Origin of the sequence: Vibrio sp. SCSIO 43009 (genome assembly GCF_023716525.1) — a bacterium.
GTDB classification, from domain to species: Bacteria; Pseudomonadota; Gammaproteobacteria; order Enterobacterales; family Vibrionaceae; genus Vibrio; species Vibrio alginolyticus.
This window is the reverse complement of sequence record NZ_CP071842.1, coordinates 2,206,313-2,231,364: the sequence shown is the minus strand read 5'-3', so window position 1 is coordinate 2,231,364 and position 25,052 is coordinate 2,206,313. Positions and strand designations below refer to the sequence as shown.

At 43.1% G+C, this 25,052-nt stretch carries 27 protein-coding genes and 1 tRNA gene; 24 read left to right on the top strand and 4 right to left on the bottom strand.

Annotation, left to right across the window (positions count from 1 at the left end):
- The first annotated feature begins 2 nt into the window (after positions 1-2).
- The 15 genes from cydB (at position 3) to J4N43_RS10295 (ending at position 11,694) form a co-directional block, all read left to right on the top strand.
- A complete protein-coding gene (gene cydB, locus J4N43_RS10365; RefSeq protein WP_053349444.1) occupies positions 3-1,139 on the top strand; it encodes a cytochrome d ubiquinol oxidase subunit II in 1,137 nt (378 codons plus the stop codon).
- Positions 1,140-1,151: 12 nt separating this feature from the next.
- Positions 1,152-1,259, top strand: a complete 108-nt coding sequence (cydX, locus tag J4N43_RS10360) for a cytochrome bd-I oxidase subunit CydX (protein ID WP_000270284.1) — start codon at positions 1,152-1,154, stop codon at positions 1,257-1,259.
- Positions 1,252-1,554: a cyd operon protein YbgE gene (gene ybgE / locus J4N43_RS10355; RefSeq protein ID WP_005378304.1), complete on the top strand. Its 303-nt coding sequence runs from the start codon at positions 1,252-1,254 to the stop codon at positions 1,552-1,554. Before cydX ends, ybgE begins: the two co-directional genes overlap by 8 nt.
- Positions 1,555-1,726: 172 nt before the next feature.
- A complete protein-coding gene (ybgC, locus tag J4N43_RS10350) occupies positions 1,727-2,146 on the top strand; it encodes a tol-pal system-associated acyl-CoA thioesterase (protein WP_017820044.1) in 420 nt (139 codons plus the stop codon).
- On the top strand, positions 2,136-2,834 hold the full coding sequence (tolQ, locus tag J4N43_RS10345; protein WP_005378301.1) for a protein TolQ: 699 nt from the start codon (positions 2,136-2,138) through the stop codon (positions 2,832-2,834). Before ybgC ends, tolQ begins: the two co-directional genes overlap by 11 nt.
- Positions 2,835-2,837: 3 nt before the next feature.
- Positions 2,838-3,281 (top strand): ExbD/TolR family protein, encoded by a 444-nt coding sequence (locus J4N43_RS10340; RefSeq protein ID WP_005378298.1) that lies wholly within the window; start codon positions 2,838-2,840, stop codon positions 3,279-3,281.
- A 13-nt stretch (positions 3,282-3,294) separates the two neighbouring features.
- Entirely contained in the window at positions 3,295-4,362 is a 1,068-nt protein-coding gene (gene tolA, locus J4N43_RS10335) for a cell envelope integrity protein TolA (protein ID WP_017820045.1), read from the top strand.
- 12 nt (positions 4,363-4,374) lie between these two features.
- Positions 4,375-5,727: a Tol-Pal system beta propeller repeat protein TolB gene (tolB, locus tag J4N43_RS10330; RefSeq protein WP_005387925.1), complete on the top strand. Its 1,353-nt coding sequence runs from the start codon at positions 4,375-4,377 to the stop codon at positions 5,725-5,727.
- Between the two features lie 30 nt (positions 5,728-5,757).
- Positions 5,758-6,282 carry a peptidoglycan-associated lipoprotein Pal gene (gene pal, locus J4N43_RS10325; protein ID WP_005378293.1) on the top strand — a complete coding sequence of 175 codons (525 nt, stop codon included), beginning with the start codon at positions 5,758-5,760 and terminating at the stop codon, positions 6,280-6,282.
- 15 nt (positions 6,283-6,297) lie between these two features.
- On the top strand, positions 6,298-7,050 hold the full coding sequence (gene ybgF, locus J4N43_RS10320) for a tol-pal system protein YbgF (protein WP_005387926.1): 753 nt from the start codon (positions 6,298-6,300) through the stop codon (positions 7,048-7,050).
- 251 nt (positions 7,051-7,301) lie between these two features.
- A complete protein-coding gene (nadA, locus tag J4N43_RS10315; RefSeq protein WP_017635054.1) occupies positions 7,302-8,363 on the top strand; it encodes a quinolinate synthase NadA in 1,062 nt (353 codons plus the stop codon).
- Between the two features lie 118 nt (positions 8,364-8,481).
- Positions 8,482-9,525 carry a potassium channel family protein gene (locus tag J4N43_RS10310; protein WP_017635053.1) on the top strand — a complete coding sequence of 348 codons (1,044 nt, stop codon included), beginning with the start codon at positions 8,482-8,484 and terminating at the stop codon, positions 9,523-9,525.
- Complete coding sequence (locus J4N43_RS10305) at positions 9,525-9,941, top strand: DUF350 domain-containing protein (protein WP_005378281.1); 417 nt, start codon at positions 9,525-9,527, stop codon at positions 9,939-9,941. Before J4N43_RS10310 ends, J4N43_RS10305 begins: the two co-directional genes overlap by 1 nt.
- A gap of 8 nt (positions 9,942-9,949) precedes the next feature.
- On the top strand, positions 9,950-10,519 hold the full coding sequence (locus J4N43_RS10300; protein ID WP_025766906.1) for a DUF1190 domain-containing protein: 570 nt from the start codon (positions 9,950-9,952) through the stop codon (positions 10,517-10,519).
- An 8-nt stretch (positions 10,520-10,527) separates the two neighbouring features.
- Positions 10,528-11,694 carry a glutathionylspermidine synthase family protein gene (locus tag J4N43_RS10295; protein ID WP_042522104.1) on the top strand — a complete coding sequence of 389 codons (1,167 nt, stop codon included), beginning with the start codon at positions 10,528-10,530 and terminating at the stop codon, positions 11,692-11,694.
- Between the two features lie 73 nt (positions 11,695-11,767).
- Here J4N43_RS10295 and J4N43_RS10290 read toward each other — a convergent pair whose 3' ends face one another.
- Positions 11,768-12,379, bottom strand: coding sequence for a YecA/YgfB family protein (locus tag J4N43_RS10290; protein ID WP_005378278.1), 612 nt, complete (start codon positions 12,377-12,379; stop codon positions 11,768-11,770).
- A gap of 51 nt (positions 12,380-12,430) precedes the next feature.
- On the opposite strand from J4N43_RS10290, the gene J4N43_RS10285 reads away from it, so the two are divergent.
- From J4N43_RS10285 to J4N43_RS10270, 4 genes are all read left to right on the top strand, one after another.
- The gene (locus J4N43_RS10285) at positions 12,431-14,851 is read left to right on the top strand and encodes a hybrid sensor histidine kinase/response regulator (protein ID WP_005378277.1); all 2,421 of its coding nucleotides are present in this window, start codon (positions 12,431-12,433) and stop codon (positions 14,849-14,851) included.
- Positions 14,852-15,353: 502 nt separating this feature from the next.
- On the top strand, positions 15,354-15,803 hold the full coding sequence (locus J4N43_RS10280) for an L-alanine exporter AlaE (RefSeq protein WP_005378276.1): 450 nt from the start codon (positions 15,354-15,356) through the stop codon (positions 15,801-15,803).
- Between the two features lie 144 nt (positions 15,804-15,947).
- Positions 15,948-16,035, top strand: a tRNA-Ser gene (locus J4N43_RS10275).
- A 313-nt stretch (positions 16,036-16,348) separates the two neighbouring features.
- Entirely contained in the window at positions 16,349-17,572 is a 1,224-nt protein-coding gene (locus J4N43_RS10270; protein WP_182016295.1) for a tyrosine-type recombinase/integrase, read from the top strand.
- A gap of 47 nt (positions 17,573-17,619) precedes the next feature.
- Here the strand turns inward: J4N43_RS10270 and J4N43_RS10265 are convergent, their stop codons facing one another.
- Both J4N43_RS10265 and J4N43_RS10260 read right to left on the bottom strand, forming a co-directional pair.
- Entirely contained in the window at positions 17,620-18,003 is a 384-nt protein-coding gene (locus tag J4N43_RS10265; protein WP_182016296.1) for a helix-turn-helix transcriptional regulator, read from the bottom strand.
- A gap of 117 nt (positions 18,004-18,120) precedes the next feature.
- Positions 18,121-19,377, bottom strand: coding sequence for a tyrosine-type recombinase/integrase (locus J4N43_RS10260; RefSeq protein WP_182016297.1), 1,257 nt, complete (start codon positions 19,375-19,377; stop codon positions 18,121-18,123).
- A gap of 338 nt (positions 19,378-19,715) precedes the next feature.
- On the opposite strand from J4N43_RS10260, the gene J4N43_RS10255 reads away from it, so the two are divergent.
- Complete coding sequence (locus J4N43_RS10255) at positions 19,716-20,090, top strand: hypothetical protein (RefSeq protein WP_182016298.1); 375 nt, start codon at positions 19,716-19,718, stop codon at positions 20,088-20,090.
- A gap of 290 nt (positions 20,091-20,380) precedes the next feature.
- Here the strand turns inward: J4N43_RS10255 and J4N43_RS10250 are convergent, their stop codons facing one another.
- Positions 20,381-20,740, bottom strand: a complete 360-nt coding sequence (locus tag J4N43_RS10250) for a hypothetical protein (RefSeq protein WP_182016299.1) — start codon at positions 20,738-20,740, stop codon at positions 20,381-20,383.
- 405 nt (positions 20,741-21,145) lie between these two features.
- On the opposite strand from J4N43_RS10250, the gene J4N43_RS10245 reads away from it, so the two are divergent.
- The 4 genes from J4N43_RS10245 to J4N43_RS10230 are packed head-to-tail and all read left to right on the top strand — an operon-like array spanning position 21,146 to position 25,044.
- The gene (locus tag J4N43_RS10245) at positions 21,146-22,897 is read left to right on the top strand and encodes a coiled-coil domain-containing protein (protein ID WP_025631790.1); all 1,752 of its coding nucleotides are present in this window, start codon (positions 21,146-21,148) and stop codon (positions 22,895-22,897) included.
- Positions 22,898-22,899: 2 nt separating this feature from the next.
- Positions 22,900-23,607 (top strand): OmpA family protein, encoded by a 708-nt coding sequence (locus J4N43_RS10240; RefSeq protein ID WP_182016300.1) that lies wholly within the window; start codon positions 22,900-22,902, stop codon positions 23,605-23,607.
- Positions 23,604-24,689 carry an HNH endonuclease gene (locus J4N43_RS10235; RefSeq protein WP_182016301.1) on the top strand — a complete coding sequence of 362 codons (1,086 nt, stop codon included), beginning with the start codon at positions 23,604-23,606 and terminating at the stop codon, positions 24,687-24,689. Before J4N43_RS10240 ends, J4N43_RS10235 begins: the two co-directional genes overlap by 4 nt.
- 16 nt (positions 24,690-24,705) lie before the next feature.
- A complete protein-coding gene (locus tag J4N43_RS10230) occupies positions 24,706-25,044 on the top strand; it encodes a hypothetical protein (RefSeq protein WP_025631785.1) in 339 nt (112 codons plus the stop codon).
- Positions 25,045-25,052 lie beyond the last annotated feature (8 nt).

Genomic DNA, 25,052 nt, shown 5'->3' with positions numbered 1-25,052 from the left:
AGATGTTTGATTACGAAATCTTGCGACTCATCTGGTGGGTACTAATCGGTGTTCTACTAGTTGGTTTTGCAGTAACAGACGGTTTCGATATGGGTGTAGGCGCGCTTGTACCTATCATCGGTAAAAACGACACGCAACGCCGTGTCATGATTAACTCAATTGCTCCTCACTGGGATGGTAACCAAGTTTGGCTTATCACTGCTGGTGGTGCACTGTTCGCAGCTTGGCCTTTGGTTTACGCAACGTCATTTTCAGGCTTCTACTTAGCGATGATTTTGACACTAGCAGCGCTATGGCTTCGTCCTCTGGGCCTAGACTACCGCTCTAAAATCGAAGATCCAAAATGGCGCAATACCTGGGATATCTGTATCTCAATCAGTGGTTTTGTTCCGCCAATCATCTTTGGTGTAGCGTTTGGCAACCTTCTACAAGGTGTACCATTTCAATTGAGTGAGTTCTTGATGCCAACATACCATGGCTCATTCTTTGGTCTACTAAACCCATTTGCACTGTTGTGTGGTCTAGTAAGCTTGTTCATGATTTTGATGCAAGGTTCTACTTGGCTACAAATGAAAACAACAGGCGAAGTGCATGTGCGTGCGCGCAACGTTGCTCAGTTGGCTGGTTTACTGACGGTTGCTACGTTTGTAGCGGCTGGTTTCTGGATCCAAAATATCGATGGCTACGTCATTGTTGGCGGTATCGACACTAACGCAGCTTCTAACCCTCTAAACAAAGAGGTTATCCGTGAAGCTGGTGCGTGGATGAAGAATTTTGAAAACTACCCATTACTATGGGCTGCTCCTGTACTAGGTGTTGCAATGCCGCTTCTCGCTGTATTGGCATCTCGTCTTGAAAAATGTGCGATTTCGTTCATTACTTCAAGCTTGGGTGTTGCTGGTGTTATCTTTACTGCAGGTTTTGCGATGTTCCCATTCATCATGCCTTCAGACTTAATGCCAAGCCACAGCTTAACAATGTGGGATGCAACGTCATCTGAGCTGACTCTGAACCTAATGACAGGCGTTGCGTTTGTTATGGTGCCAATCATCCTTGGCTACACATCTTGGACTTACTACAAGATGTTTGGTCGCCTTGATGACCAGTACATTGAAGACAACAAAAACTCACTTTACTAAGGAGCATTTACTATGTGGTATTTCGCATGGATTCTAGGTGTACTACTTGCTTGTGCATTCGGTATCATCAACGCTCTTTGGCTAGAGCACTCAGAAATGATGGATAAAGACAGTGAGTAACCTCGCTGATAAGGTAGCGAAACTTCACGCACCAATGGATAAGACTCTGCTACGAGTCTTATCTCTCATCCTTGGCTTTATGCACGTAGGATTGGTGATGTGGGACCCTGAAGCTTACCATCAAGCAATTGGTGGTTTTAACTCAATCATCGCACCAGCACTGATTTGGTCTGTATGTTCAAGCATGGTGTATGGGGTGGGCTTCAAGCCAAGAAACTGGTACTGGCAAGTTTTGTTTAGTCCTTATTTCTCGTTAGCTATCTTAATTTATCTAACGGCACTTTATTTCATTTAGGCTGAAATATGCTGTAATAAAGTCGGTTACTAAATCATCGAATAAAAGCTAGGTATCTCGCCTAGCTTTTATTTTTTCTACAAATTTCAAAAATATTTCCTTAGCTCGGTACCAATTGCTGTCGCTTCAGTTATAGTAATTACTTTAAAGAATTGAATATATTGGTACTCCCTTGCAAGGCACATCAAATCTCTTTCACTGGCCGATCACCGTGTACTATGAAGACACTGATGCGGGCGGTGTTGTATATCATTCTAATTATCTAAAATTCTTTGAGCGCGCACGGACAGAGATGTTACGTGCTAAAGGCATTTCTCAACATGTGTTACTGGAACAAAATATCGGCTTTGTTGTCCGACACATGGATATCGATTTCAACCAAGGGGCTAGGCTGGACGAGCATCTGACAGTCGTAACCCGAGTGTCAGAAATAAAACGTGCTTCTCTGCAATTCTGTCAAGAGTTGGTCAATGATCAAGGCAAGATATTGTGCAAGGCCTCGGTTAAGGTAGCATGTATCGATAATAAGAAAATGAAACCAATAGCTATTCCAACCTTTATAAATTCGGAGCTAACAAATAGTGACTGCTGATATTTCCATTTTAGATCTCTTTCTTCAGGCCAGTCTGTTGGTAAAGCTTGTGATGCTGACGTTGCTTGGCATGTCAATTGTGTCATGGGCAATGATCATCAAGCGCAGCAAAGTGCTTTCTCAAGCATCAAAAAATGCAGAGCAGTTTGAAGACAAATTTTGGTCGGGTACTGATCTTTCTCAGCTTTACCAAAAAGTAAAAGCGCGTAAAGACGAAATTGAAGGCACAGAAGAAATCTTCTACGCAGGTTTTACAGAGTTTGCTCGCCTACGTAAGAGCAACGCAAATTCACCAGCTTACATCATGGAAGGCACTGGCCGCGCAATGCGCGTTGCTGTTTCTCGTGAAGTAGATGAGCTAGAAACAAGCTTACCGTTTTTGGCAACAGTCGGTTCTATAAGCCCTTATATCGGCCTATTTGGTACCGTTTGGGGCATCATGCACGCCTTTATTGCGCTGGGTGAAGTAAAGCAAGCTACGTTGTCTATGGTTGCACCGGGTATCGCCGAGGCACTTATCGCGACAGCGATGGGGCTATTTGCGGCTATTCCGGCAGTAATGGCGTACAACCGCCTAAGCAATAAAGTGAGTAAACTAGAGCACACTTACGCAACATTTTCTGAAGAATTCCACAGCATCCTTCATCGTCAAGCGATGGCTGGCCGAGACAGCGCGGATAAGGAATAAAGCATGGCGGGTTATCAACCTAAAAAGCGAAAAATGACAGCGGAGATCAACGTTGTTCCGTATATCGACGTAATGCTCGTACTGTTGATCATTTTTATGGCGACCGCTCCATTTGTGACTCAAGGCGTCGACGTTGATCTTCCGAAAACATCGACCGCAGAATCTATGCAAGACCTTGCTGGCGAGACTGACAGTAGCTTTATTATCATCGAAATTGATAGCGAGGGTAATTTAGGCCTAAGCGTAAATGATGAAGAAGTTCAGCGAGGTTTGTCGTTGCAAGATGTTATTGTGCGAGTGAAAGCGGAGCGAGAGGTTAAGCCGGATTCACCAGTTGCGGTAGGTGGCGACGCGGCAACACCATATGCCGATGTTGTTCTATTGCTAGATGAACTAAGTCGAGCTGGTATCCCTAAGGTAGGTCTAATGACCGATATCAGGGAATAGACATCAATTATCTATGAAAGATCACAAGAAGAAACCCAACCAATACGCCAAACCGATAGCAATATCGGTTGGTTTGCATGCAATTCTAGTTGCAGCCCTGCTTTGGGGGACGGACTTCAACATGTCTAAACCAGAGCCTACAGGGCAAATGGTTCAAGCTGTTGTCATCGATCCAAAACTTGTGCAGCAACAAGCGAAAGAAATTCGCCAGCAACGCGAAAAGGCAGCGAAAAAAGAACAAGAGCGTCTTGATAAACTGAGACGCGAAGCAGAGCAGCTAGAAAAAAACCGCAAAGCTGAAGAAGAGCAAATTCGCAAGTTGAAAGAGCAGCAAGCGAAAGATGCTCAAGCGGCACGAGAAGCAGAAGCTGCACGTAAGAAAAAAGAGCAAGAGCGCAAGCAGGAAGAAGAACGTGTTCGCAAAGAAAAAGAGCGAGCTGCTAAGCTAGAAAAAGAGCGCAAGGCAAAAGAAGAAGCCGTGCGTAAAGCTGAGCAGGAGCGTTTAGCAAAAGAAGCGGCTATAGCAAAAGCTGAGCAAGAACGTTTAGCTCGTGAAAAAGCAGCAAAAGAAGCGGAAGAAAAAGCACGTCGTGAGCGTGAAGCTGCTGAAAAAGCTGAACAAGAGCGCATTGCAAAAGAGAAAGCGGCAAAAGAGGCAGCGGAGCGAGAGCGTAAAGCGAGAGAAGCAGCTGAGCGTGCCGAGCGTGAGCGTAAAGCTCAAGAAGCCGCGTTAGATGATATTTTTGCGGGTCTCGAGGATGAGGTCAGTAAAAACAGTGCTGCGCGCAATCAATTTATTGACGACGAACTTTCTCGTATGTCATCCATCTATACTCAAAATATTCAGCAAAAGCTGATTAAGGATGACTACTTGCTGGGAAAGGAGTGTAGGGTAAACATCAAATTGATTCCGACAGGAACTGATATGATGGTCTCTGGTGTTACCGTTTTGAGTGGTGATACTCGAGTATGTGCTGCGGCGAAGCGAGCAATAGCTCAGGTAGGGACGTTCCCTAAATCTTCAGAATCAGCGGTCAATGAAAGACTAAAAGACATCAACATAACTGTTGCTTTGGACTAAAAGGAATAAGACGTGATTAGACGCCTTTTACTAGGAATGTTTGTACTGTTTAGCAGTATGACAAATGTGGCGAATGCCGCATTAGAGTTGGTCATTACCGATGGTATTGATTCAGCACGACCAATTGCTGTTGTTCCGTTTAAGTGGGAGGGCACACAAGCGCTTCCAACGGATGTTTCTGCTGTTATCGCCTCGGATTTACAACGTAGTGGTAAATTTAGCCCAGTTCCAACGAGCAAAATGCCACAAACACCGTTCAGTGAATCAGAAGTTAATTTTGATGCTTGGACCAATTTAGGCGTGGATGCGCTATTGACTGGTTCAATCAAGCAAAACGACCAAGGTGACTACGTTATCAACTATCAACTTGTTGATATTGTGCGTGGTCAGTTAACGGGTGGGAAGAGTAAGGCGCTTGGTAGTGACGGTGAATTGGTTCTGTCAAAAGATCATGTGCTGTTCAATAAAGTAGCCACTGTTCAAGGGCCTCGTATGCGTGAGTACGCTCACCGTATCTCTGATTTGGTGTATGAGCAGTTGACTGGCGACCGTGGCGCTTTCATGACTCGTATCGCATATGTGGTAGTGAACGATAAAGACCGTTTCCCTTACCAACTTCGAGTCGCTGATTACGATGGCTACAATGAGCGTCTGGTTTTACGCTCTAAGCAACCATTAATGTCACCAGCGTGGTCACCAGATGGTAAAAAGCTTGCGTATGTTAGCTTCCAAAATGGCCAAGCAGAAATCTTCATAATGAACATCTACACCGGTGAACGTGAGAAAATTACTTCATACCCACGTCACAATGGTGCACCAAGATTTTCGCCTGATGGCAATAAGTTAGCGATTGTTCTTTCTAAAACAGGCTCGCTTCATGTTTATACGTTTGACCTTAACACTCGTAAACTGACGCAAATTACGCGTGGCAGATCAAATAATACGGAACCGTTCTGGCATCCGGATGGAAAATCGTTGATTTTCACATCGGATAGGGGTGGTAAACCACAGATTTATCAAGTAAATTTGGGCAGCGGTTCTATTGACCGTTTGACTTGGCAAGGCAGCCAAAATTTGGGTGGTCAGATTACTCCTGATGGGCGATTCCTAGTTATGGTGAACCGCAGCAACGCAGGATTTAATTTGGCGAAACAAGATTTGGAAACTGGTGCTCTTCAAGTCTTAACTAAGACCTTGCTTGATGAGTCTCCTAGTATTGCCCCAAACGGTGGCATGGTTGTGTATAGCTCGATTTACAACAAGAAAAACGTACTATCGATGGTGTCAATTGATGGTCGATTCAAAGCTAGATTACCGGCAACAAATGGGCGTGTTCGAGCGCCTGCATGGTCACCGTTTTTGTAGTAATAAGTTTGATTAATAAAGGAAAATAAGATGCAACTGAACAAGGTTCTAAAAGGGCTACTAATCGCGCTTCCTGTAATGGCTGTTACAGCGTGTAGTTCAAGCGACGACGCTGCTTCTAACACTGGTGCAGCAACAAACAACAATGGCGCAGTGGAAACAACAGTAGCTACGCCAATTGATCAAAGCGGTCAGTTGACAGAGCAAGAGCTAAAAGAGCAAGCGCTACGTGAAACTCAAACAATCTACTTTGCTTTTGACAACTCAACAATTGCAGCAGATTACGAAGAGATGCTAGCGGCTCACGCTTCTTACCTAAGCAAGAACCCAGCACTTAACGTAACTATCGAAGGTCACGCTGATGAGCGCGGTACACCTGAGTACAACATTGCTCTAGGTGAGCGTCGTGCACAAGCAGTAGCGAACTACCTACAAGCACTAGGTGTTCAAGCTGACCAAATCTCAATCGTTAGCTACGGTGAAGAGAAGCCACTTCTTCTAGGTCAATCAGATGAAGTTTACGCTAAGAACCGTCGCGCGGTTCTAGTATACTAATTCGAGGTAATCCTCATGTTCAGTAACACTAAGCGCGCTGTTGCGCTTACGTTACTGGCAAGTGCAGCGAACTTTGCGTTCGCTGCACCAGCTCCAGTATCTGATCTCAACAGCACATCATCCGTCTCTAAGAGCCGTTCATCTGAAACGGAAGTAGAGCGTCTAGAACGTTTGCTCCAAAACCGCAATCGCGTTCAGCTCCAAATGCAACAGCAAATTGACCAAATGTCGCAAGAGATCAGTGAATTGCGTGGTCAATTAGAGCGAAATAGCTACGAAATGAAACAAATGTTGCAACGTCAACGTGAGTTGTTTGTCGAGCTGGATCGTGTTCGTGGAGAGATAAAATCCGCGCCTGCGCAAGAAGCGAAACCGGCTAAAACAGGTGGTCAGTACACACCAAATGTTGATGAGCAAACGGCATACCAAAATGCAGTCGACCTCATCCTCAAGAAACGTGACTACACTGGCGCAATTGCAGCGTTCCAGCAGTTCCAGAAAGATTATCCTGATTCTACATATTCAGCGAATTCTCACTACTGGCTAGGTCAGTTGTACTTCGCTAAAAAGCAGGATGAGGATGCAGTGAAAAGTTTTGCCGCTGTGGTGTCTTACAAAGACTCCAATAAGCGAGCCGATGCGTTGCTTAAATTAGGCGAAATCGCTGAGCGTAATAACAATGCAGCTCAAGCGAAAAAGTACTACCAACAAGTGGTTGATGAATACCCAGGTAGTGCATCTGCAAAACTTGCCAGCTCTAAGCTGTAAGACGTTATGTTTTGAAAAGGAAGCTTCGGCTTCCTTTTTCTTTTCCATTTTCTGTTGGTGCAGAACGGCTAAGTCGATAGCAATGATGCAGAGCCTCTGACCTTGTGTTGCACCGAATTTCGCTACTCGGAAATGCTACCTGTAACAAAGATATACGGCTAGACCGCTAGAAATCCCCGCGACAAGTTGGTTTTTGAAAATTAACGAGGTTACAATACTCGGATTAAAGGAAGTTGCGTAGAGCAAGAGCAATGAGCCATATATTAGATAAAATCGACACTGTTTACCCATTCCCACCGAAACCAGTTCCATTAAGCGAAGAAGAAAAAGCATCTTACATTGAGCGTATTAAAAAGTTACTCAAAGAAAAAGATGCGGTACTTATCGCGCACTACTATACCGACCCTGAGATTCAAGCCCTAGCTGAAGACACTGGCGGGTTTGTTGGTGACTCGTTGGAAATGGCGAAGTTTGGTAATCGTCACCCTGCAAGTACATTGATTATTGGTGGTGTTCGCTTTATGGGCGAGTCGGCCAAAATTCTGACACCAGAAAAGCGCATTCTAATGCCAACGTTGGAAGCGGAATGTTCGCTCGACCTTGGCTGTCCTGCGGATAAGTTCAGCGAGTTTTGTGATGCTCACCCTGATCATACGGTTGTAGTTTACGCAAACACCTCAGCAGCGGTTAAAGCCCGTGCCGACTGGGTCGTTACATCGAGTATTGCGCTTGAAATCGTGGAACACTTAGACGCTGAAGATAAGCCAATTATTTGGGGACCAGACCGTCACCTAGGATCGTACATCGCTAACAAAACTGGCGCAGATATGCTGCTTTGGCAGGGTGAGTGTGTGGTTCATGATGAGTTCTCTGCTGATGCGTTACGAAAAATGAAGAGCGTGTATCCAGATGCGGCTATTTTGGTTCACCCTGAGTCACCAGCAAGCGTCGTAGAACTTGCCGATGCCGTTGGATCAACGAGTCAGCTGATCAAAGCAGCGAAAGAGCTTCCTCACAAACAAATGATCGTTGCGACAGACAAAGGTATTTTCTTTAAAATGCAGCAACTAGTGCCAGAAAAAGAACTTATCGAAGCACCAACCGCAGGTGCAGGCGCAACATGCCGCAGCTGTGCACACTGTCCTTGGATGGCAATGAACGGTTTGAAAGCAATTGAGAAAGCGCTTAGTGAAGGTGGTAAAGAGCACGAGATTTTTGTTGACGAAGAACTGCGTGTTAAATCCCTTATACCACTTAACCGCATGCTAGATTTTGCTGAGCAGCTAAATATGCAAGTGAAAGGTAATGCTTAAAAAGTAGGCGTAACTGAAAGTAAATCTCAAAAACCAGCCGAATATGGCTGGTTTTTTTGTGTCTTACTATCAATGAGTTACTATTGATGCAATCAATGAATATCGAGGTCATAAATTTATGGCGGTGTGGTTAGTAGTTAAAAAGTGGCTTAGTTCACACCTTTTTAAATTGAGCAACCGAAGCCTTCTCATCTTTAGTGGCTTATATGTGAGCCTTTCATGGTGGCTGCTGGTTCTCGCTGGTGAAACCGCATTAACAGACAGTTTCGCTAACTTTATCTATTACCTCATGGTTACGGCGAGTACGGTGGGTTATGGCGACCATTCTCCAGTAACAGATTTGGGTAAATGGGTTGTCGTGCTATTTGTAATCCCCGGCGGTTTGAGCTTATTCGCCGCATTATTGGGGCGTGTCGCTGGAGCAGCGATGGACTATTGGCGAGCGGGTATTTTAGGAAAACGGAGAGTAAGAGTGGAAAACCATATTGTATTGTTGGGCTGGAATGGATCGAGAACGATGCACCTTATTCGCATGTTACAACATGAAGAAGAGGGAAAGCGTCCGATTGTTTTATGCAGCCGTTCAGAAATAGAGAACCCGTTACCTGGCGAAATCAGTTTTATCAAAGTGACCAGTTATACCGATTCGCAAGAAATGAAAAACGCCAATATTGCCGAAGCCGCTTGCATTATTGTGGATAATCTCTCGGACGACATTACCTTGTCAGCCGCTCTATACTGCGCATCTGTAAACCCTTCCGCTCATTTGGTCGCTTACTTTAAAGATGAAGCGCTAGGCCGACTTCTAAGTCAGCATTGCCCGAAAGCGGAATGCATACCTGCTGTTGGCGCAGAAATGTTGGCAAAAGCGGCGGTTGACCCGGGCTCAAGTGCGCTTCATCAGGAGCTTTTGGCTTCAACACGAGGTATGACGCAATACTCAGTTATTTATCCCGAGGGTCAGTCTGCCACCACTATTGAGAATCTCTTCGTTTTTCTCAAAAGACGCCATCATGCCACGCTGATTGCTTTTGATATTGGCGATGGTATTCAACTCAACCCAGATTTAGATGCTGAAGTACCCGCGAGTACCAAGCTGTTTTACATTGCAGATGAACGTATTGAAGATTTTGCCTGGAAAGAAATGAACAAGGAACAATAATGCACATGATTGCTGGCCTGTTAGCAGGCTTCCCAAACTTTTTACTCTATTTCTCTGTTTCTATTATTTTTGTATTGGCGTTTAAGTTCATCTACGTCAAGTTGACGCCATACGATGAGTGGCATCTGATCAAAGAAAAACAAAATACAGCAGCAGCGATTGCGCTAAGTGGGGCCTTCCTTGGTTACTGTCTCGCGATTTCGGGGGCGGCAAAAAACTCAGTCAATATCGTCGATTTTATGGTATGGGGCGTTGTTGCAATGCTTGCTCAAATTATTGCATTTGCAATTGTACGCTTTATTTTACTTCCGAAAGTGGCAGAGCGTATCGAAAAAGATGAACTGCCAGCCGGTATTGTATTAGCAGCAGTTTCTGTTTCGGTTGGCGTATTGAATGCCGCGTGCATGACCTACTAGGAGGAACGATGAAGCGGAGTTCTAACGTTAAACGTTCTTCCATGGACAAAAGCTTAAAGCTTGGGAAAATTCTTCCCTTTGCTGCCTTTGGTGGTATTTTCTTCTTTGCTACGTACGAGTCAAAAACAGAAGGGTACATTTTTTCTGATGCTGATGAGTGTAAATCTAACTCGCCTGAGTTTAGTGAACAGTGTGACATTGCATACCAAGAAGCTTTAGCTCGTGCCGAACAAAATGCCCCTCGCTACCGCAGCGAGTTCGAATGCGAGAATGATTTCTACGAGGATGATTGTTACTACAGTTCCAGTTCCCGAGCTTATGTACCTAACTTTGGCGGTTTTTTTTACAGTCGCTCATTAAGCGGGTTGAAAGGTTATAACAAGAGCTATTACTCAGAGCCGATGTACCGTTATAAATCCAAATTCTATAATGGAGCAGGACAATTCTTTGGCTCCTACCGAAATCAGCCGACCAAAGTTGCGACGAATAGCCTTAATAAACGTGGTGGCGGCACCATTGGCAGGGCGATGTCTCGAGGCGGGTTTGGTAAAGCGGTGTCGGTCAGTCGAGGCGGTTAAAAAGCACTATGTTTCGACGAGAAATACAAGAGCGCGAAAACTGGCGTGAATTAGCACGCCAGTTTGGTTTTGGTTTCCATACCATGTATGACCAACCGTATTGGGATGAGAGTGCTTACTATCAATTCACGCTGGAGCAAATTGAGCGCGATATAGAAGCGCCCACTGAAGAGCTGCATCAGATGTGCCTGGCTATTGTGGATGAAGTCGTTCGGAGTGAGCGGTTGCTGACGCAATGTGCGATCCCTGAATCTATGTGGGAGCAGGTCGCTTCTTCATGGAGACGAAGCGAACCTTCGCTTTATTCGCGGCTGGATTTCGCGTACAACGGGACCTCGCCAGCAAAATTACTGGAAAACAATGCGGATACGCCAACCAGCTTGTTTGAAACTGGCTTTTGGCAGTGGGTGTGGCTAGAAGATGTTGTAAATAAAGGTCGAGTTCACCAGAGCGCGGATCAATTCAATATTCTTCAAGACTTTTTGATCGAGCGCTTTGCCGAAATAGCAAAATACCAACCAGGACAAACACTTCACTTTAGCTGCTGCAAGTACACTGAAGAAGATAAAGGGACTGTCCAGTATTTAGAGGATTGCGCGCGAGAGGCAGGGTTAGCAACGGCATTCGTGCATGTCGAAGATATTGGAGTGACGGAAGATGGTCTGTTTGTGGATGCTGACGACAGAGCGATTCGTTGGATGTTTAAGCTTTACCCTTGGGAGTTTATGTTTGAAGAGGAATATGCGAAGTACTTAGCGACTGCGAACGTAAACTGGTTAGAACCGATGTGGAAGTCGATTCTATCCAATAAAGCACTTTTACCGTTATTGTGGGAGCGCTTTCCTAATCACCCGAACCTTTTGCCCGCTTATTTTGCTAACGATTCAAAAGCGAACACTATGAGAGATTATGTCATCAAGCCACTATTTTCTCGAGAGGGCGCGAACATCGAGATCGTCATCGATGGAAAACGTTTTGTTAAAACGTCAGGGCCTTATGAATCTAAATTCAATATCGTCCAGCAATACCATCCACTACCTAAGTTTGGGCACAACCATACGTTAATTGGCAGTTGGTTGGTCAATGATAGAGCTGCCGGTATTTCGATTAGGGAAGACAGTAGCTTAGTGACTCAAGATATGGCGCGGTATATTCCACATGTAATTTTAACATGATCAAAAAAGCTCTCCATTTGGAGAGCTTTTTGTCTATTCAGCCGTTCAATCTTGATGGTCGACAGCGTTGCGTCTATTGTTCTTCAGCTAATGCAACACCGCGCTGGGTAAGACCACATAACATCACTGGCATTGCATTGAAGATCTCTTCAAACTGCTCTAAGCCTTCCATACCTTGTTCGGCCAATGTTTCAATGGTTGTTTCTGGGTCGTAAAGCATAGTAAGAGAAAGTAAAACACCACCGAGTAGGGCATTATCTTCGCTATCCTCAGGCATCAACGTTTCCCAGTCATCACGCGCAAGTTGCCAGCCTTGTAATACACCTTCACAGAAATCGCGAGCCTGACTTGTTACAATGTCTTGCTCATCTAGCGCGCACCCTGCAGGCCACTGCCAAGTGCCTTCTAGGAGAGCGGGACGAGTTTGGTTCCACATTTGTACAATCTCGTCAATGTACTGCTCTAGTTGTTCACCGTCAGTAAATGGCGCTGTTTCTTCTCCACCCCATAAGAATGGCAACCACTCTTGAGGCATTAATACGTTTGGCGCTGCAGCCATCGCTGTTACAAAGCCTTGAGTTTTTGCTAGGTTTAGTAGTTTACCGTCAAGTTCTGGGAGAGAAAGGATGTCTTGTAGTTTCAAAATAGAATACCATTTGTTAATGGGCTGGTTGATTGCGCTCATCTTACCAATCAATTAGTGATAAATCGATATTAGGGAATGATTCACACATCTATGGAAATTCGCTCATCACTTAGAAAAAAAAGCATTCTCGCCCTAACACTTTACCTGTGCTTCTTTATCGCCACTATCGGTTCTGTCGCCTATTTGGTTGTTGAGCCACCGGTTAGACAAAAGCTAGAGCAAAACCTAGAGTTACGTACCCAACTCCTGGCTCTTGAGATAAAAGAGCCCCTCCTCAGTTCTACAGGTGTATTGAGCAGCTTAGTAGGGCTAGCCCAAGGGACTGAAAATATTCAATCTCTCAACACAATAATTCCACATATACTTCAATTGAGTGACAAGATGCTTGTTAGTGGTGGCGTATGGCCTAAACCCGAACTCAAAGCAGAACAATGGAGATATAAAAGTCTATTCTTCAATAAAAACAGTGATAGTGGTATTGACCAAATTCACTCCTACAATAACCCCGAATCTGGCGGTTATGATAATGAACCCTGGTATGTCGCTGCCGCCGATGCTCCGGTAGGTTCTGTTAGTTGGTCTACGGTTTACATCGATACCTTTACTCAGGTCCAGATGATTACCGCGTCTTCTCCGTACTACCAAAACGGTCGATTCGCTGGAGTTGTAACGGTAGACCTATCACTTGATGCACTTTTTCAGTTTATTCGAGAGCACACGAACCAGCATTCTTTGGGGGTAGTGGTTCGCGATGCTGACTCAAACGTGATTATTGAGCACAACTTTCAACTGACGGACGAAATTTATGTCAGCGAGCTTGATTTCGGAGAGTTCGATTGGCGCATGGAAGTTGTCAACGCAAAAGCTAAAGTCGCCGATCAAGTGTTTGAACAAGTGATGAGCGTTGAGGGGAGGATCATTCCATTTTTGCTCTTGTGTGTCTTGGTCGGTTACTACTTACTGAATCGCTATATTGTTGAACCAATTGTTCGCATTGCCGCTAAGATTGATGACTCGAAAACTGGTGGGATCATAGATATTGACTACGATAGCGATGACGAAATCGGACAGCTTATCGAGAAGTTCAATGAAAAGACGATCTATTTAGAGCAGGAGAGAATAAAAGCTCAGGCTTCGACAAACGCTAAAACGGCATTCTTAGCCACATTGTCCCACGAGATTCGCACACCAATGAACGGTGTACTAGGAACTGCCCAGATACTGTTAAAAACACCACTTACCGATGAGCAGCGTAAGCACCTGAGAACACTTTATGATTCAGGTGATCACATGATGACATTACTCAATGAGATTTTAGATTACTCAAAAATTGAACAAGGGCATGTTGAGTTTGAAAATAAGCCTTTCCCAATTGAGTCGATTATCGGCAGTATCAAGAGTGTTTATCAAACTCTATGTGCAGAAAAAGGTCTTCGCTTTAGAGTAGTCTCGCATTTACCAACGGGTCGTTGGTACAACAATGACAAAGCCCGTTTGCGTCAAGTACTGTTCAATCTACTCAATAACGCTGTTAAGTTCACCGATCGTGGCATCGTAGAGGTAGAGCTAGCCGAGAAATCGAGTAAGGCAGGCACCAAGCTGATACTAAAGGTAAAAGATACAGGAATTGGTATTTCAAAAGAGGCACAAAAACGCATTTTTCGTCCTTTTGAGCAAGCGGAGTCATCAACGACTAGGCGGTTTGGTGGTACAGGGCTTGGTTTAGCAATAGTCAAAGAAATCGCGGAACATATGGGTGGGCAAGTGGTTGTAGAGAGTCAGGAGGACGCTGGAACGACTTTTACTGTCGAAATTGCCCTTACACCTTGCAAGCCGGGTAAAGTAGAGTCAATCAATACACATAAATTGAACTGTAAAGGGTTGAAAGCACTCATTGTTGAAGACAACCGAACAAATGCGATCATTATGGAAACTTTCCTCCGAGCCAAGGGCTTTGAGTGCACAAGTGTCGAAAATGGTCAGCTTGCAGTCGATGAGGTTGCGAGCAAACCATTTGATTTGATACTGATGGATAATCATATGCCTGTTCTAGATGGCGTTGGGGCCATATCAGCCATTCGAGCAATGAGTTCACCTGCTAAGTCGGTACTGATTTTTGGCTGTACAGCGGATGTGTTCAAAGAAACACAAGAACGTATGATTAATGTAGGAGCAGACCACATAATAGCGAAACCAATAGTGGAGTCTGAATTAAATGATGCACTGTATCTTCATGCGACACAGTTATATCAGTACCAATCGGACTTTGATGGAAATGCAGCAGATAGCTTTAATGCTGAAAAGTGGTTACTCAACTTCTATGTCGCTCTAGATAATGGACATCTTAATGAAGCACTTGAGGCTATTTCAGCGATCATTGCGGAGGCTCCCCTTGAACTCAGTGACGACGTTTCTTCAGTCGCCGAACGGATAAGAAGTAACTTAAAGCGTCAGCAATCCCCAGACCAAGATGATATCGATACATTAACGATTTTGCTGGCCTCACCATAATTTAATCAATATGGCGCAACTGTGAATTGTTCTTACTATTCATACGTCATCCAGCTTCGTGACAAACTCTTCTAACCCGCAATGAACAGGCTTGCAGTTTTACTTTTACGAGTAAAACTGCAAGACCTTCTACTGTGATTATATCGGTAATACTCTGAATTTTTGCAGCTTGGTAGCATAAGCTATAGGAATGACTGTTTACAGTCCGAGTTTTGTTCTAACTTTACGTCAAAATAATTATCGTAACCCCTTTTTATGTAAGTGAAATCCGTTTGTTTGTACCATTTTTACGTGATTTTAGGCGTTTTTACTCGTCATTGGTGAAAAAAACTACTTTTACTTTAAAAGTTGGTTATAAATTTACAACTTAATTTTAAATACGGAACCATAAGCTAGTTTTTGTGTGTTCTAATTGCATCATTAACTGGCTTGGCGTCTTTTTAGTGGTTAATAGTTTTATTATTTTTATTAATTGCAGTGTTTGATTTTAAGGGTTTTGTAAATGAAGTCTCGTGGACCATTTTGTATTCGTCACGCCGCAGCGGATACCTTTGCTATGGTTGTTTTTTGCTTTATCACAGGGATGATTGTCGAGATTTTGATTTCAGGGATGACATTTGAGCAATCTCTAGCATCGCGTACGCTATCGATTCCAGTGAATATCGCCATTGCTTGGCCGTATGGGGTTTTTCGTGATTGGGTGCTGCATCAAGGTAGTAAGGTGTCACCGTCTTCCTTTATGAAAAACATCTCTGATCTGGTCGCTTATGTACTATTTCAATCTCCAGTTTATGCGGGTATCTTATTCGCGGTTGGCGCGTCTACAGATCAAATTGTGACCGCAGTGGCAAGTAACGCTGTTATTTCTTGTGGCATGGGTGTGTTGTATGGGTACTTCTTGGATATGTGCCGCCGTTGGTTCCGTGTTCCCGGTTATTCTCAAAGCATGTAAATGCCCCAGTTTTGCTTAATTTAGTTACTTAGTGAGCAATCGATTCGAAAAGGGCGCTTTTTTTTATGTTTAGCCTTGACCATCAGGCACATAATCATTAAATTAGCGCCTCGTTAGCCAATGATGCTAACCAAAATTTGATTCGGTGAGTTGTCCGAGTGGCTGAAGGAGCACGCCTGGAAAGTGTGTATACGGCAACGTATCGAGAGTTCGAATCTCTCACTCACCGCCACATTCTTGAAGAAAGACGTCCTAGGACGTCTTTTTTCGTTTATAAATCAAGAAATTACCTATCATTAACGTCCACACGTCTCACTAAAATCCACGCATTTGATGTATAGGGAAATGTATAGTTTACTATTCCCGCCGGCATCACTATACATGTTTTAACGCGAAAACCTATACAAGCCGTATAGTCCTGTAGGGCTGTACGGAATGCTATAACTTGCTGTAATTAAATTGTTTTCCTCAAAAATATGTATAGCCAAAATTGAGCTCAATGAAGTCAGATAAAACTATACATTTTCGACAAAATTGAGGGTGCTATGAAGACAAAATTGACGACAAAGTTTGTGGAGAATGCCAAGGTCACAAACGGCAAGCCATTTCAAAGATTCAGTGATGGGAACGGGCTATCTTTAGTCGTTAGAGCCTCAGGTACTAAAGCTTGGGAGTTTAGGTTTAGGAAACCAGATGGACGTGACTCAAACCTTGGTTTAGGCCGATATCCAGAAATCACTCTGTCTGAAGCGAGAAAAAAAGTAGCGGAATTCAGAAAACTGAGAGCTCAGGGCTTGGATCCGAGTGTTGTACAAAGAAATCGTAAAGTCGAACTTAAGCGCAGCGCAAGCAATACGGTTAAGCAAATTGGAGAGATGTGGCTAGAGAAAGCGGCTACACGCGTTGTGCACAAAACCGCTGAGGGCTATCGGCAAAAGCTCAATAAACATATCTATCCTAAATTAGGCTCTATCCCGGTTTCCGAAATCAAGGCTGCGATGCTGATTGATGCGATGCGACCGCTGGAAAAGAAAGGGAAGTTGGAGACAGTGACTCGTACTATTGCGCTGTTTCGTCGGCTCATGAACTATGCCGTTAATAATGAATACATTGACCATAATCCGATAGGTAGCATGGCTGACGTTTTTGAGAAGCCCAAGCGGGGTAATTTTGCTTGTATTGATATCAGTGAATTGCCTGACTTATTGACCATGGTTGTACAGTCGACGATGCGACCCGCCAATAAGTTACTTTTCGAGTTCCAATTGCACACGCTTACTCGTTCTAAAGAAGCAACCGGTACTCGTTGGGAAGAAATTTCTTTTGAGGAGCAAATATGGTACTTACCAGCGGAGCGTGCGAAAAATAGGTTAATGCATAAAATTCCTCTTACACCCGAGGTTATCGCTATTCTGAAAGCTGCTAAGCATCTATGTCGCGGCAGTGAGTACGTGTTTCCTTCAAGAAACTCTCTAAGAAAGCCCGTGCATAGTGAGACGGTAAATGCTGCTTTTAAAAGGATGGGGCTGGGAGGGAAGATGACATCCCACGGTACGCGTTCGCTCGGCAGTACAACACTCTATGAGCGCACAGACTTTGAGTCGGTAGTCATAGAAGCCCTGCTTTCTCATACTGACAGAGATGGTATTCGGGATGCCTATAACCGCAATAAGTTTTTCCAGAAAAGAAAACGTGCACTAGAGTGGTGGAGCAAACATGTTGTGGGCTTGACGCATGGTCTAACAAGTTACTCAACTATCGAGTTGTAAGCAAAATGAAGTAAAGGGCACTACAGGTATAGTGCCCTTGGTTTTTATTAAGCTATCTCGTCTAAGCCACTTTGCAAAAGAACCTCGTTAATTTCGCTCAACAGCCAACCGGAAGCCCTTTTGCCCAGTTTGATAGGGCGTGGCAAGTTGCCTTTCTCAACTTGAGTATAAATATGTGACTTGGAGACGTTTAAGATACGGGTCAGCTCTGACAGTCTGATCACGCGTTCTTTCTCAATTTCACCTTGATAGTGTTTGCAACCCTCTCTTGTGTTTATCACGTTACAAAGCCAAGTGAATACGTCGTCTTTTTTGTAGAGCACCAGATTACTTAGATATGGACTGTCAATTTTCTCGGGAAAGTTCGGCAACTTGGCTATCGTTCCTTCCGAAATAGACAATATTTCGCTAATTTGATGCTTTGTGAACATATCAATAAATTCCAATTTCATTAATAAGAGAGTGGTGAAATAAATGAGAGCTAGACACAAAAGCTCATGCTAGCGCTCGGTAACAGATATGGGATTGGAGAAGTTAGGCTGCTTTTCCTAAGATGGTAAAAGTTTGAGTCGTACGAGTTCATTTTCAACAACATCAGTGCAGCTGCAATCTTTTGTGATTTCTTCGTACATGTTTCCCCAACGCTCGAGGACATCGCGACGCTTGCTTATAAACTTACTGCGATTGTAGATTTCTCGAATGTGATCTTTATCTGTGTGAGACAGTATCATTTCGATGATCAATGATTCAGTGATGTCGAGCTCTTCGTGCATTTCGCTACTGAAAATAGAACGAATACCATGTGTAGACATTTTTCCTTTAAGTCCTTTCTTTCTCAGTAATTTCCCTAACGCATCTTTACTAATTGGTTGGTTTAGAGTTAAACGAGGTGAAGGAAAAATATAATTACTTCCATTCGAGACCACTTTTGCTAGCATCAAAACGCGGTGAGTTTGAGGTGAAATAGGGATAATGTTCTTACGACCATTTTTCGATAGCTCGGATGGGATTGTGATAGTCATATCGTCAAAGTTAATATTGTTCCACGTATTTTTCGTCGCCTCTTGAACACGTTGCGATGTTAAAAATAGATAATCCCAAATCAATTTTATTTGTAAAGAACATCCTGACTCAGTAATAAGCGCGTTGACAGCAGGCAAGTCCTCTATTTCTATACAAGCGTGGGGCTTAGATTTACGTTTAGTAAGAAATTGACTGATTTTACTCACGTCAATTGTGTCCAACTCATATTTTATACTCCCGAGATCATATGCGCGCTTTAGCAAAGAGATAACTTTTTTGTGTTGACTTTTATAACCCTTCTTGTCCATATTTTGTGCAAAATCATAGATATGCTCGACAGTTAATGCATCTGCGGGAATAGAACCAAATGGAGAATCAATTAAGTATTTTTTGGCGCGATTAAATTCCCCTTTGTAAGTACTTTCTTTCCACGTGTTTCGTTTCTCGTCGAGGAACGCTAACATTAATTCTGCTACTGTTAACTTGCTATTTCGACGTAGTTTGCTCAAAACGTGCTTTGGTTCTTTTCCCTGTAGCCTTGCTGAAAGCAATGTCTCACGTAGTTCTCGAGCTTCACTCAAAGAGATAGAGTCAAGAGAACCAAAAGTTAAAAGTGTCTCTTTGCCGTTCAATTTCTTAATTCTCATATGCCAAGCTTTATGTTGAGAAGGGTATATCACTAGAGATAGACCACCCCCATCGTATAACCTGCATGATTTTTCGTTTGGTGAGCATGATGTTTTTTCAACTTTTAACGCAGTCAGCAAATTCTTCTTTGCCATCTTGTTCCTTACTTATTGCTGTTACTTCTTGCCGATAGATATATAGAAGAAACAAGATTCCGGCAGAATTAGAAATGAGTCTGTGGAGATTGCTCGCAGAAATAGTTTTTTGAATGCTTGACGAGAATACAGATCGTTAGAGCTTGTGAGGTAGCCTGAACAGAGATAGTGCTTATTGTCAGATGTAAACAGATATACAACCCAGTGCAATGGGCCCGATATCATGATCGTCTTTTTTTGTGTTTCAACAGATTTTAAAAACTATTCGTATGGACTTATTACAAGAGTCCATCGCGCGATGTGACGAAACATGAATTTTAAATCTGAAGGAGAAAATCATGGAAAAAGACTCGAACAGTCAACCTGACTTGGTCAATGCCACACAACAAGCAGAGCAAAGGCCATATGGCATTGCTGAACCATTAACAGATGACGCTTCGGTGAAAGCAGAGCCTGTTGTGAACGAGGAGTTTTTACGTTTCTATTCAACTTATCCCGAACACAGACGATTGGATATATTAGATGCGGAAAGAGCTTGGTATAACGCTGCATTGACGAATGAAGAAGTCATTGTTTTACTTGAGTGGTTGAGAGAAAGGCAGGAAGAAGACCCGTCATGGCACCCGCGCGCCACTGGGATGTTCGTGCCTAAACTGGACAGTTTTCTAAAACAGCGCTGGTGGCTAGGTCCTAAGGCTCACAGGAGACCATAGATAGGCTTTGTTCTCGATTATTGTTTAAGTTATGAACGGGCTAGACTGACATGAATGGGTGGCTACAGCATAAAGTTATTGGCTAAGTGTCCCAACTAGCTCTTCAGCAAAACGAGCCGTTGCAGTTGGCAGGGCACGGCTCTTTTTTTGGATTAGTTCTTGGGGGCAGGTCAATAGAAAAGCAACATCAGTAGCACGGGCAAGTACAAGTAAATTGCTTAAGTCCGATTCAGCACGTGTGGCATTTTTATCTGCGAGACTGTCCTCAATCGCAGAGTAACTTCATTCAACTAAGATATCCATGCTCGACGTAAATCTAACAGTTTTTTGCGAATCCGTTCAAAAATCGAAACTAAAGGCTTGTCATAATTCTCTATTGGCGCTTCCCAATGTTTGGTGGGGGAGGTGTTATTGTTAATCGCACTTTTATTTGTCGACTTGCTTGAGGTTGACTTACTTTTTGTTCTTTTATGATCTGCAATTTCTTTCAAAAGTAACGTTATATGATTTCTAAGAGCCGTATTGCGCTTTCTTATGCGTCTATAGGACAACTCAGCATCTATCTGTTTTAGAGTGACTCGGTCGCCCTTATGCTGCTCAACAAGAGCTTCAAGGGCATCGATCTGAAGACTTATGAACTTTCTCGACATGAAAAGTACACCACTAATGTAAGTAAATATAAACATAAGAAGATAGTTGCTTAAAAAGATTAGCAGATTCCGCTAATTATTAAGAAATTACCCTATGAGTTCGATGTGATTTTTGTTCGGTAGTTAACAGATTTATGCCACATGGTTATTAGTTTTGGCTTTAAGACACAGATAAATTTGAACACCCGAGAATCAGAAGTGATTAGTTGCATTGCATCTTATAACGATATACATGTTGTTGAGTTTAAGAAGGATTGAGTTGCGAAATAATGTCTAACTAAATGATGCATCAGTGGTTTCTCACAACTGTATCAAATTCATATTCTCATATTCTATTAAAGTCATAGATTGTGTCATGCTTTTGTCCTAGTATTGTAAATTTATATACAACAAATTTACTAAAAGATGACAGAATTATTTGCAACGTTCATAGCGTCCTATACGGCTGGTTCTATTTCAGATGCCTTCATATATGTGATCTTACTGCTTCTAGCATTGTCGAGTGTTCTTGCATTTCTAGGCAAGGCCCCCAGGTTCACTGCAAGTACCACCAACATTCTTACCTCTCTCGGTATCCTAGGCACGTTCGCGGGTATTGTTGTTGGTTTAATGGAGTTCAATCCGTCGGATATTGATGGAAGCATTGAGTCGTTACTTGCGGGGTTAAAAACTGCCTTTTTGACCAGTTTGGTCGGTATGGCTGCGTCCATAGTTTACAAGGCGATTCTTGGTGCTATTCCGCAAAAAGAGGAATCCGCTGTCAAGAGTGTTGGGCCAGAAGAAATCTATTCTGTTATGTCTGCTCAGCTAAATGCATCTAATGAGCTGTTATCAGCTATCAAAGGTGATGAAGATTCATCGTTGACCTCTCAGATTAAGAACCTTCGTACAGACATCAATGATGGACAAAAGTCATTAGGCAGACATCTGGAAAGAGCTGCAGAGAACAGCGAACAGTTTCAACATAAATTGTGGCAAAAGATGGATGAGTTTGGCGAGCTACTATCGAAATCAGCGACAGAGCAAGTTATTAATGCGCTTAAAGAAGTAATTGTTGAATTCAATGACAAGCTAACTGAACAGTTTGGTGAAAACTTTAAGCGTTTAGATGAGTCGGTGAAAAAGCTGGTTGATTGGCAAGAAAATTACAAAAATCAGTTAGAAGATATGTCAAATAAATACCAACTAGGGGTTGATGCAATTTCTTCGACGGAAAAATCAGTTGCTAGCATCAATGAGCGTGCTGAATCTATTCCTGCAACAATGGAAAAACTTCATCAAGTTATGGAGTTAGGTCATGGGCAAGTTACTGAGCTTGAACACAGACTTGAGGCATTTAAAGATTTGAGGGACAAAGCAGTAGAAGCAATGCCTCAAATAAAAGAGCAGATGGATACAACTATGTCCGTGATTGGAGAATCTGTAAAAGCTGCTTCTACTCATTATGAATCGATGCTTGTAGAGTCTCAAAAAATTATCGATAACTTCAGTTCTACCGCCCACCAAAGTGTAGAGACCATGCGTACCAATTTAGAAGATGGCGCGAAAAAAGTTTCTACTGAGCTTGAAACAAGAGCGGTAGAAATTGGAGGACGATTGGCAGAAGCATCAAATGATATTACTGACAACGTGACTACAGCATCGGGTGCATTGCAGAATAGTGCCACATACCTGACAGACAACGCCGAGCAAGTTAAGCAACAATTGGAAGATTCAATTGTCGAGCTTAACAGCCAGTTACGCGTGCTTGTTGCCGACATTAAGGATGATGCGCGTGAAACGGGTAATGTGTTGAAAGAAGCAAATCAAGAGCTGCTAAGCAGCACGAAAGAAATTCAGACAGAAACAACGTCAGCAATTACCAAACTTCATGACCGTTTGGAAACCACATTAGAAGATATATTCCAAGTGCAGGCGCAAGCTATACGAAGAACATTTGATAGTTTGGAAGATCAAGTAACGCAGTCTGTAGGAAAGACTGGTAGCGCAGTTGAAAAACAAGTGGAAGTCCTAGACCTGCAAATGCAGCAGGAAATTAACCGAACAATGAATGAAATGGGCGAAGCACTTGCGACGATCACGCAACAGTTTACTCGTGATTATCAAAAGCTAACTCGTGAAATGTCTAATGTTGTTAATAGCAAAATTGCAGTTTAGTCATGGAAAAGTTATTCGGAAAAGCTAAAACAACAGGTGACAGTGGCGAACACTGGATGTCAGTGTCAGATCTTATGGCTGGTTTGATGATGGTGTTTTTGTTTATATCGGTTGCTCTAATGCGTGATGCAATGTTAGAACGCGACAAAATAAAAGAAGTAGCTGAAACATATCAAAAAACACAGCAAGCTATTTATATTTCATTGCTGGAAGAGTTCGCTAAAGACCTGGATAAGTGGGGGGCTGAAATCGACAGAGATACGCTGAGCGTTAACTTTACCGCACCGGAAGTACTATTTGCGAATGGTGCAGCAAATTTAACTGAGCAGTTTCAGATCATCTTGGACGATTTTTTCCCTCGTTACCTTAAAGTTCTTGAGCAGTACAAGCCAATTATTCAAGAAATAAAAATTGAAGGACATACTTCGAGTCGTTGGAATCATGATTCGAGCGACTACGAGGCTTATTTCAATAACATGCGATTATCACAATCGAGAACTCGTGCCGTTCTTGGTTACGTAATGAATCTCGAAGAAGTAAGTCGCGAACATTACGGGTGGGTAAAAAATAACGTAGCGGCGGTAGGTTATTCATCTTCCAAAGCAGTTGTGCATGATGGTGTTGAAGATGAGAAGCGATCCCGTCGGGTTTCTTTCCGCGTAATTACGAATGCAGAAGAGCAGATCTTAAAGATCTTGGGGGAGGGATGAAGTTAACGCTTAACCTTAGCTCTTTAATGCACGCGATAGAAGTGATGGAGCCGGAAATAAAAGGTGCGTTCACCTTGGATCTTCAAGAAAGTCATATCGATAAGATTTCTGCAGAGTTAGAACAGGGTAAGGACGTTGAGCTTAAGGATGTTGAGCTTGAATCTGGTCTTCTAAGTTATAAAGGGCGTCACGTAACCCTTTATATCAAAGCGAACGGTTCAAGTGCTCGCTTCCATGTCTCAGACTGTAAAACACTTCAGTCAATGAGAGCTAGCGGCCGTTTTGAGCGCTATGTTGTCACTAACAATACTTCCGGTGAATTTATTGTTGACTCAGGCTATGGGGAAACTAAAGCCAGGTTGAAAGTTTGTCAGAACTGTTTACGTAAGCTCAACTATAAAGGTTGCAACACCACTGCAGATATCAGTTCAATCGTAAGAACCTTTGATATGGGGGAATTCTTTTCTACATACAGTTCGTTTTTCCCACATATGCCCTCACGCCAAGCTGAGACCGCAGAAACAGGTTATAGCGAAGATTGGACTAAGGTATCTTCTCACTATCGTGTCGAAAAGGATTTTACTTGTGAGCAATGCAACGTGAAGCTTAGAGCACATCGACACCTTCTACATGTTCATCATATCAGTGGGGTGAAATCTGATAATCGGCCGAAAAACCTCAAAGCTTTATGTATCGATTGCCACAGTAAACAGCCTATGCACTCTCGTATGGCGGTAAGCCATTCGGAAAGGCAGCTCATTAATAAACTCAGAAATGAACAGGGATTACTTGAGGATATAGGTAGTTGGAAAAGGTTATTTGAATATGCTGACCCTGGGGTTCATGGTGTACTTCACGCTTGTAAAGACTTTGGAACAAAGTTACCAGAAGTAGGTTACTACGTGGGCGATGGCTTTGGCGACATTGTTGCAAAAATTGAATTGGCTTGGCCTGCTCATAAGTTTGGTATTGCTATCTCACAAAATGATATTGATGACGCGATCCAAGAAGGCTGGCACGTCCTAACGATTAGTGAGTTTTTGGCTGACTACCGAACTCAAGCACATAACTTACGTTGGTAATAAAGCGGGATAGATAATGAAACTACGTATTGACGAGTTACTTGAACGTATCATCTGTATTAACCATGCTTGGAAACTAGCTCGAGATGAATTCGGTACAGACTTCAGCGCCACAAAGTCTTTTCGTGCTACTAAATCATCTTTGCAAGCCACTCTTCTGAGAGAGTTTCCTGAAGACGTTTTCTTAGTGGTAGCCACTGATTCTGAAGTACATGGCGAGCCAATGTATAGCGTCAGATTGACATCTCCAATACCTTTAAATGGTGTTCTTAGGCATGACGCTGAGCACCTACCGCAAAGACTAGCTGAAGAGCTCTTTACACCAAACGAACTATCCCAACTAATTAGACAGTAGACTAAAAA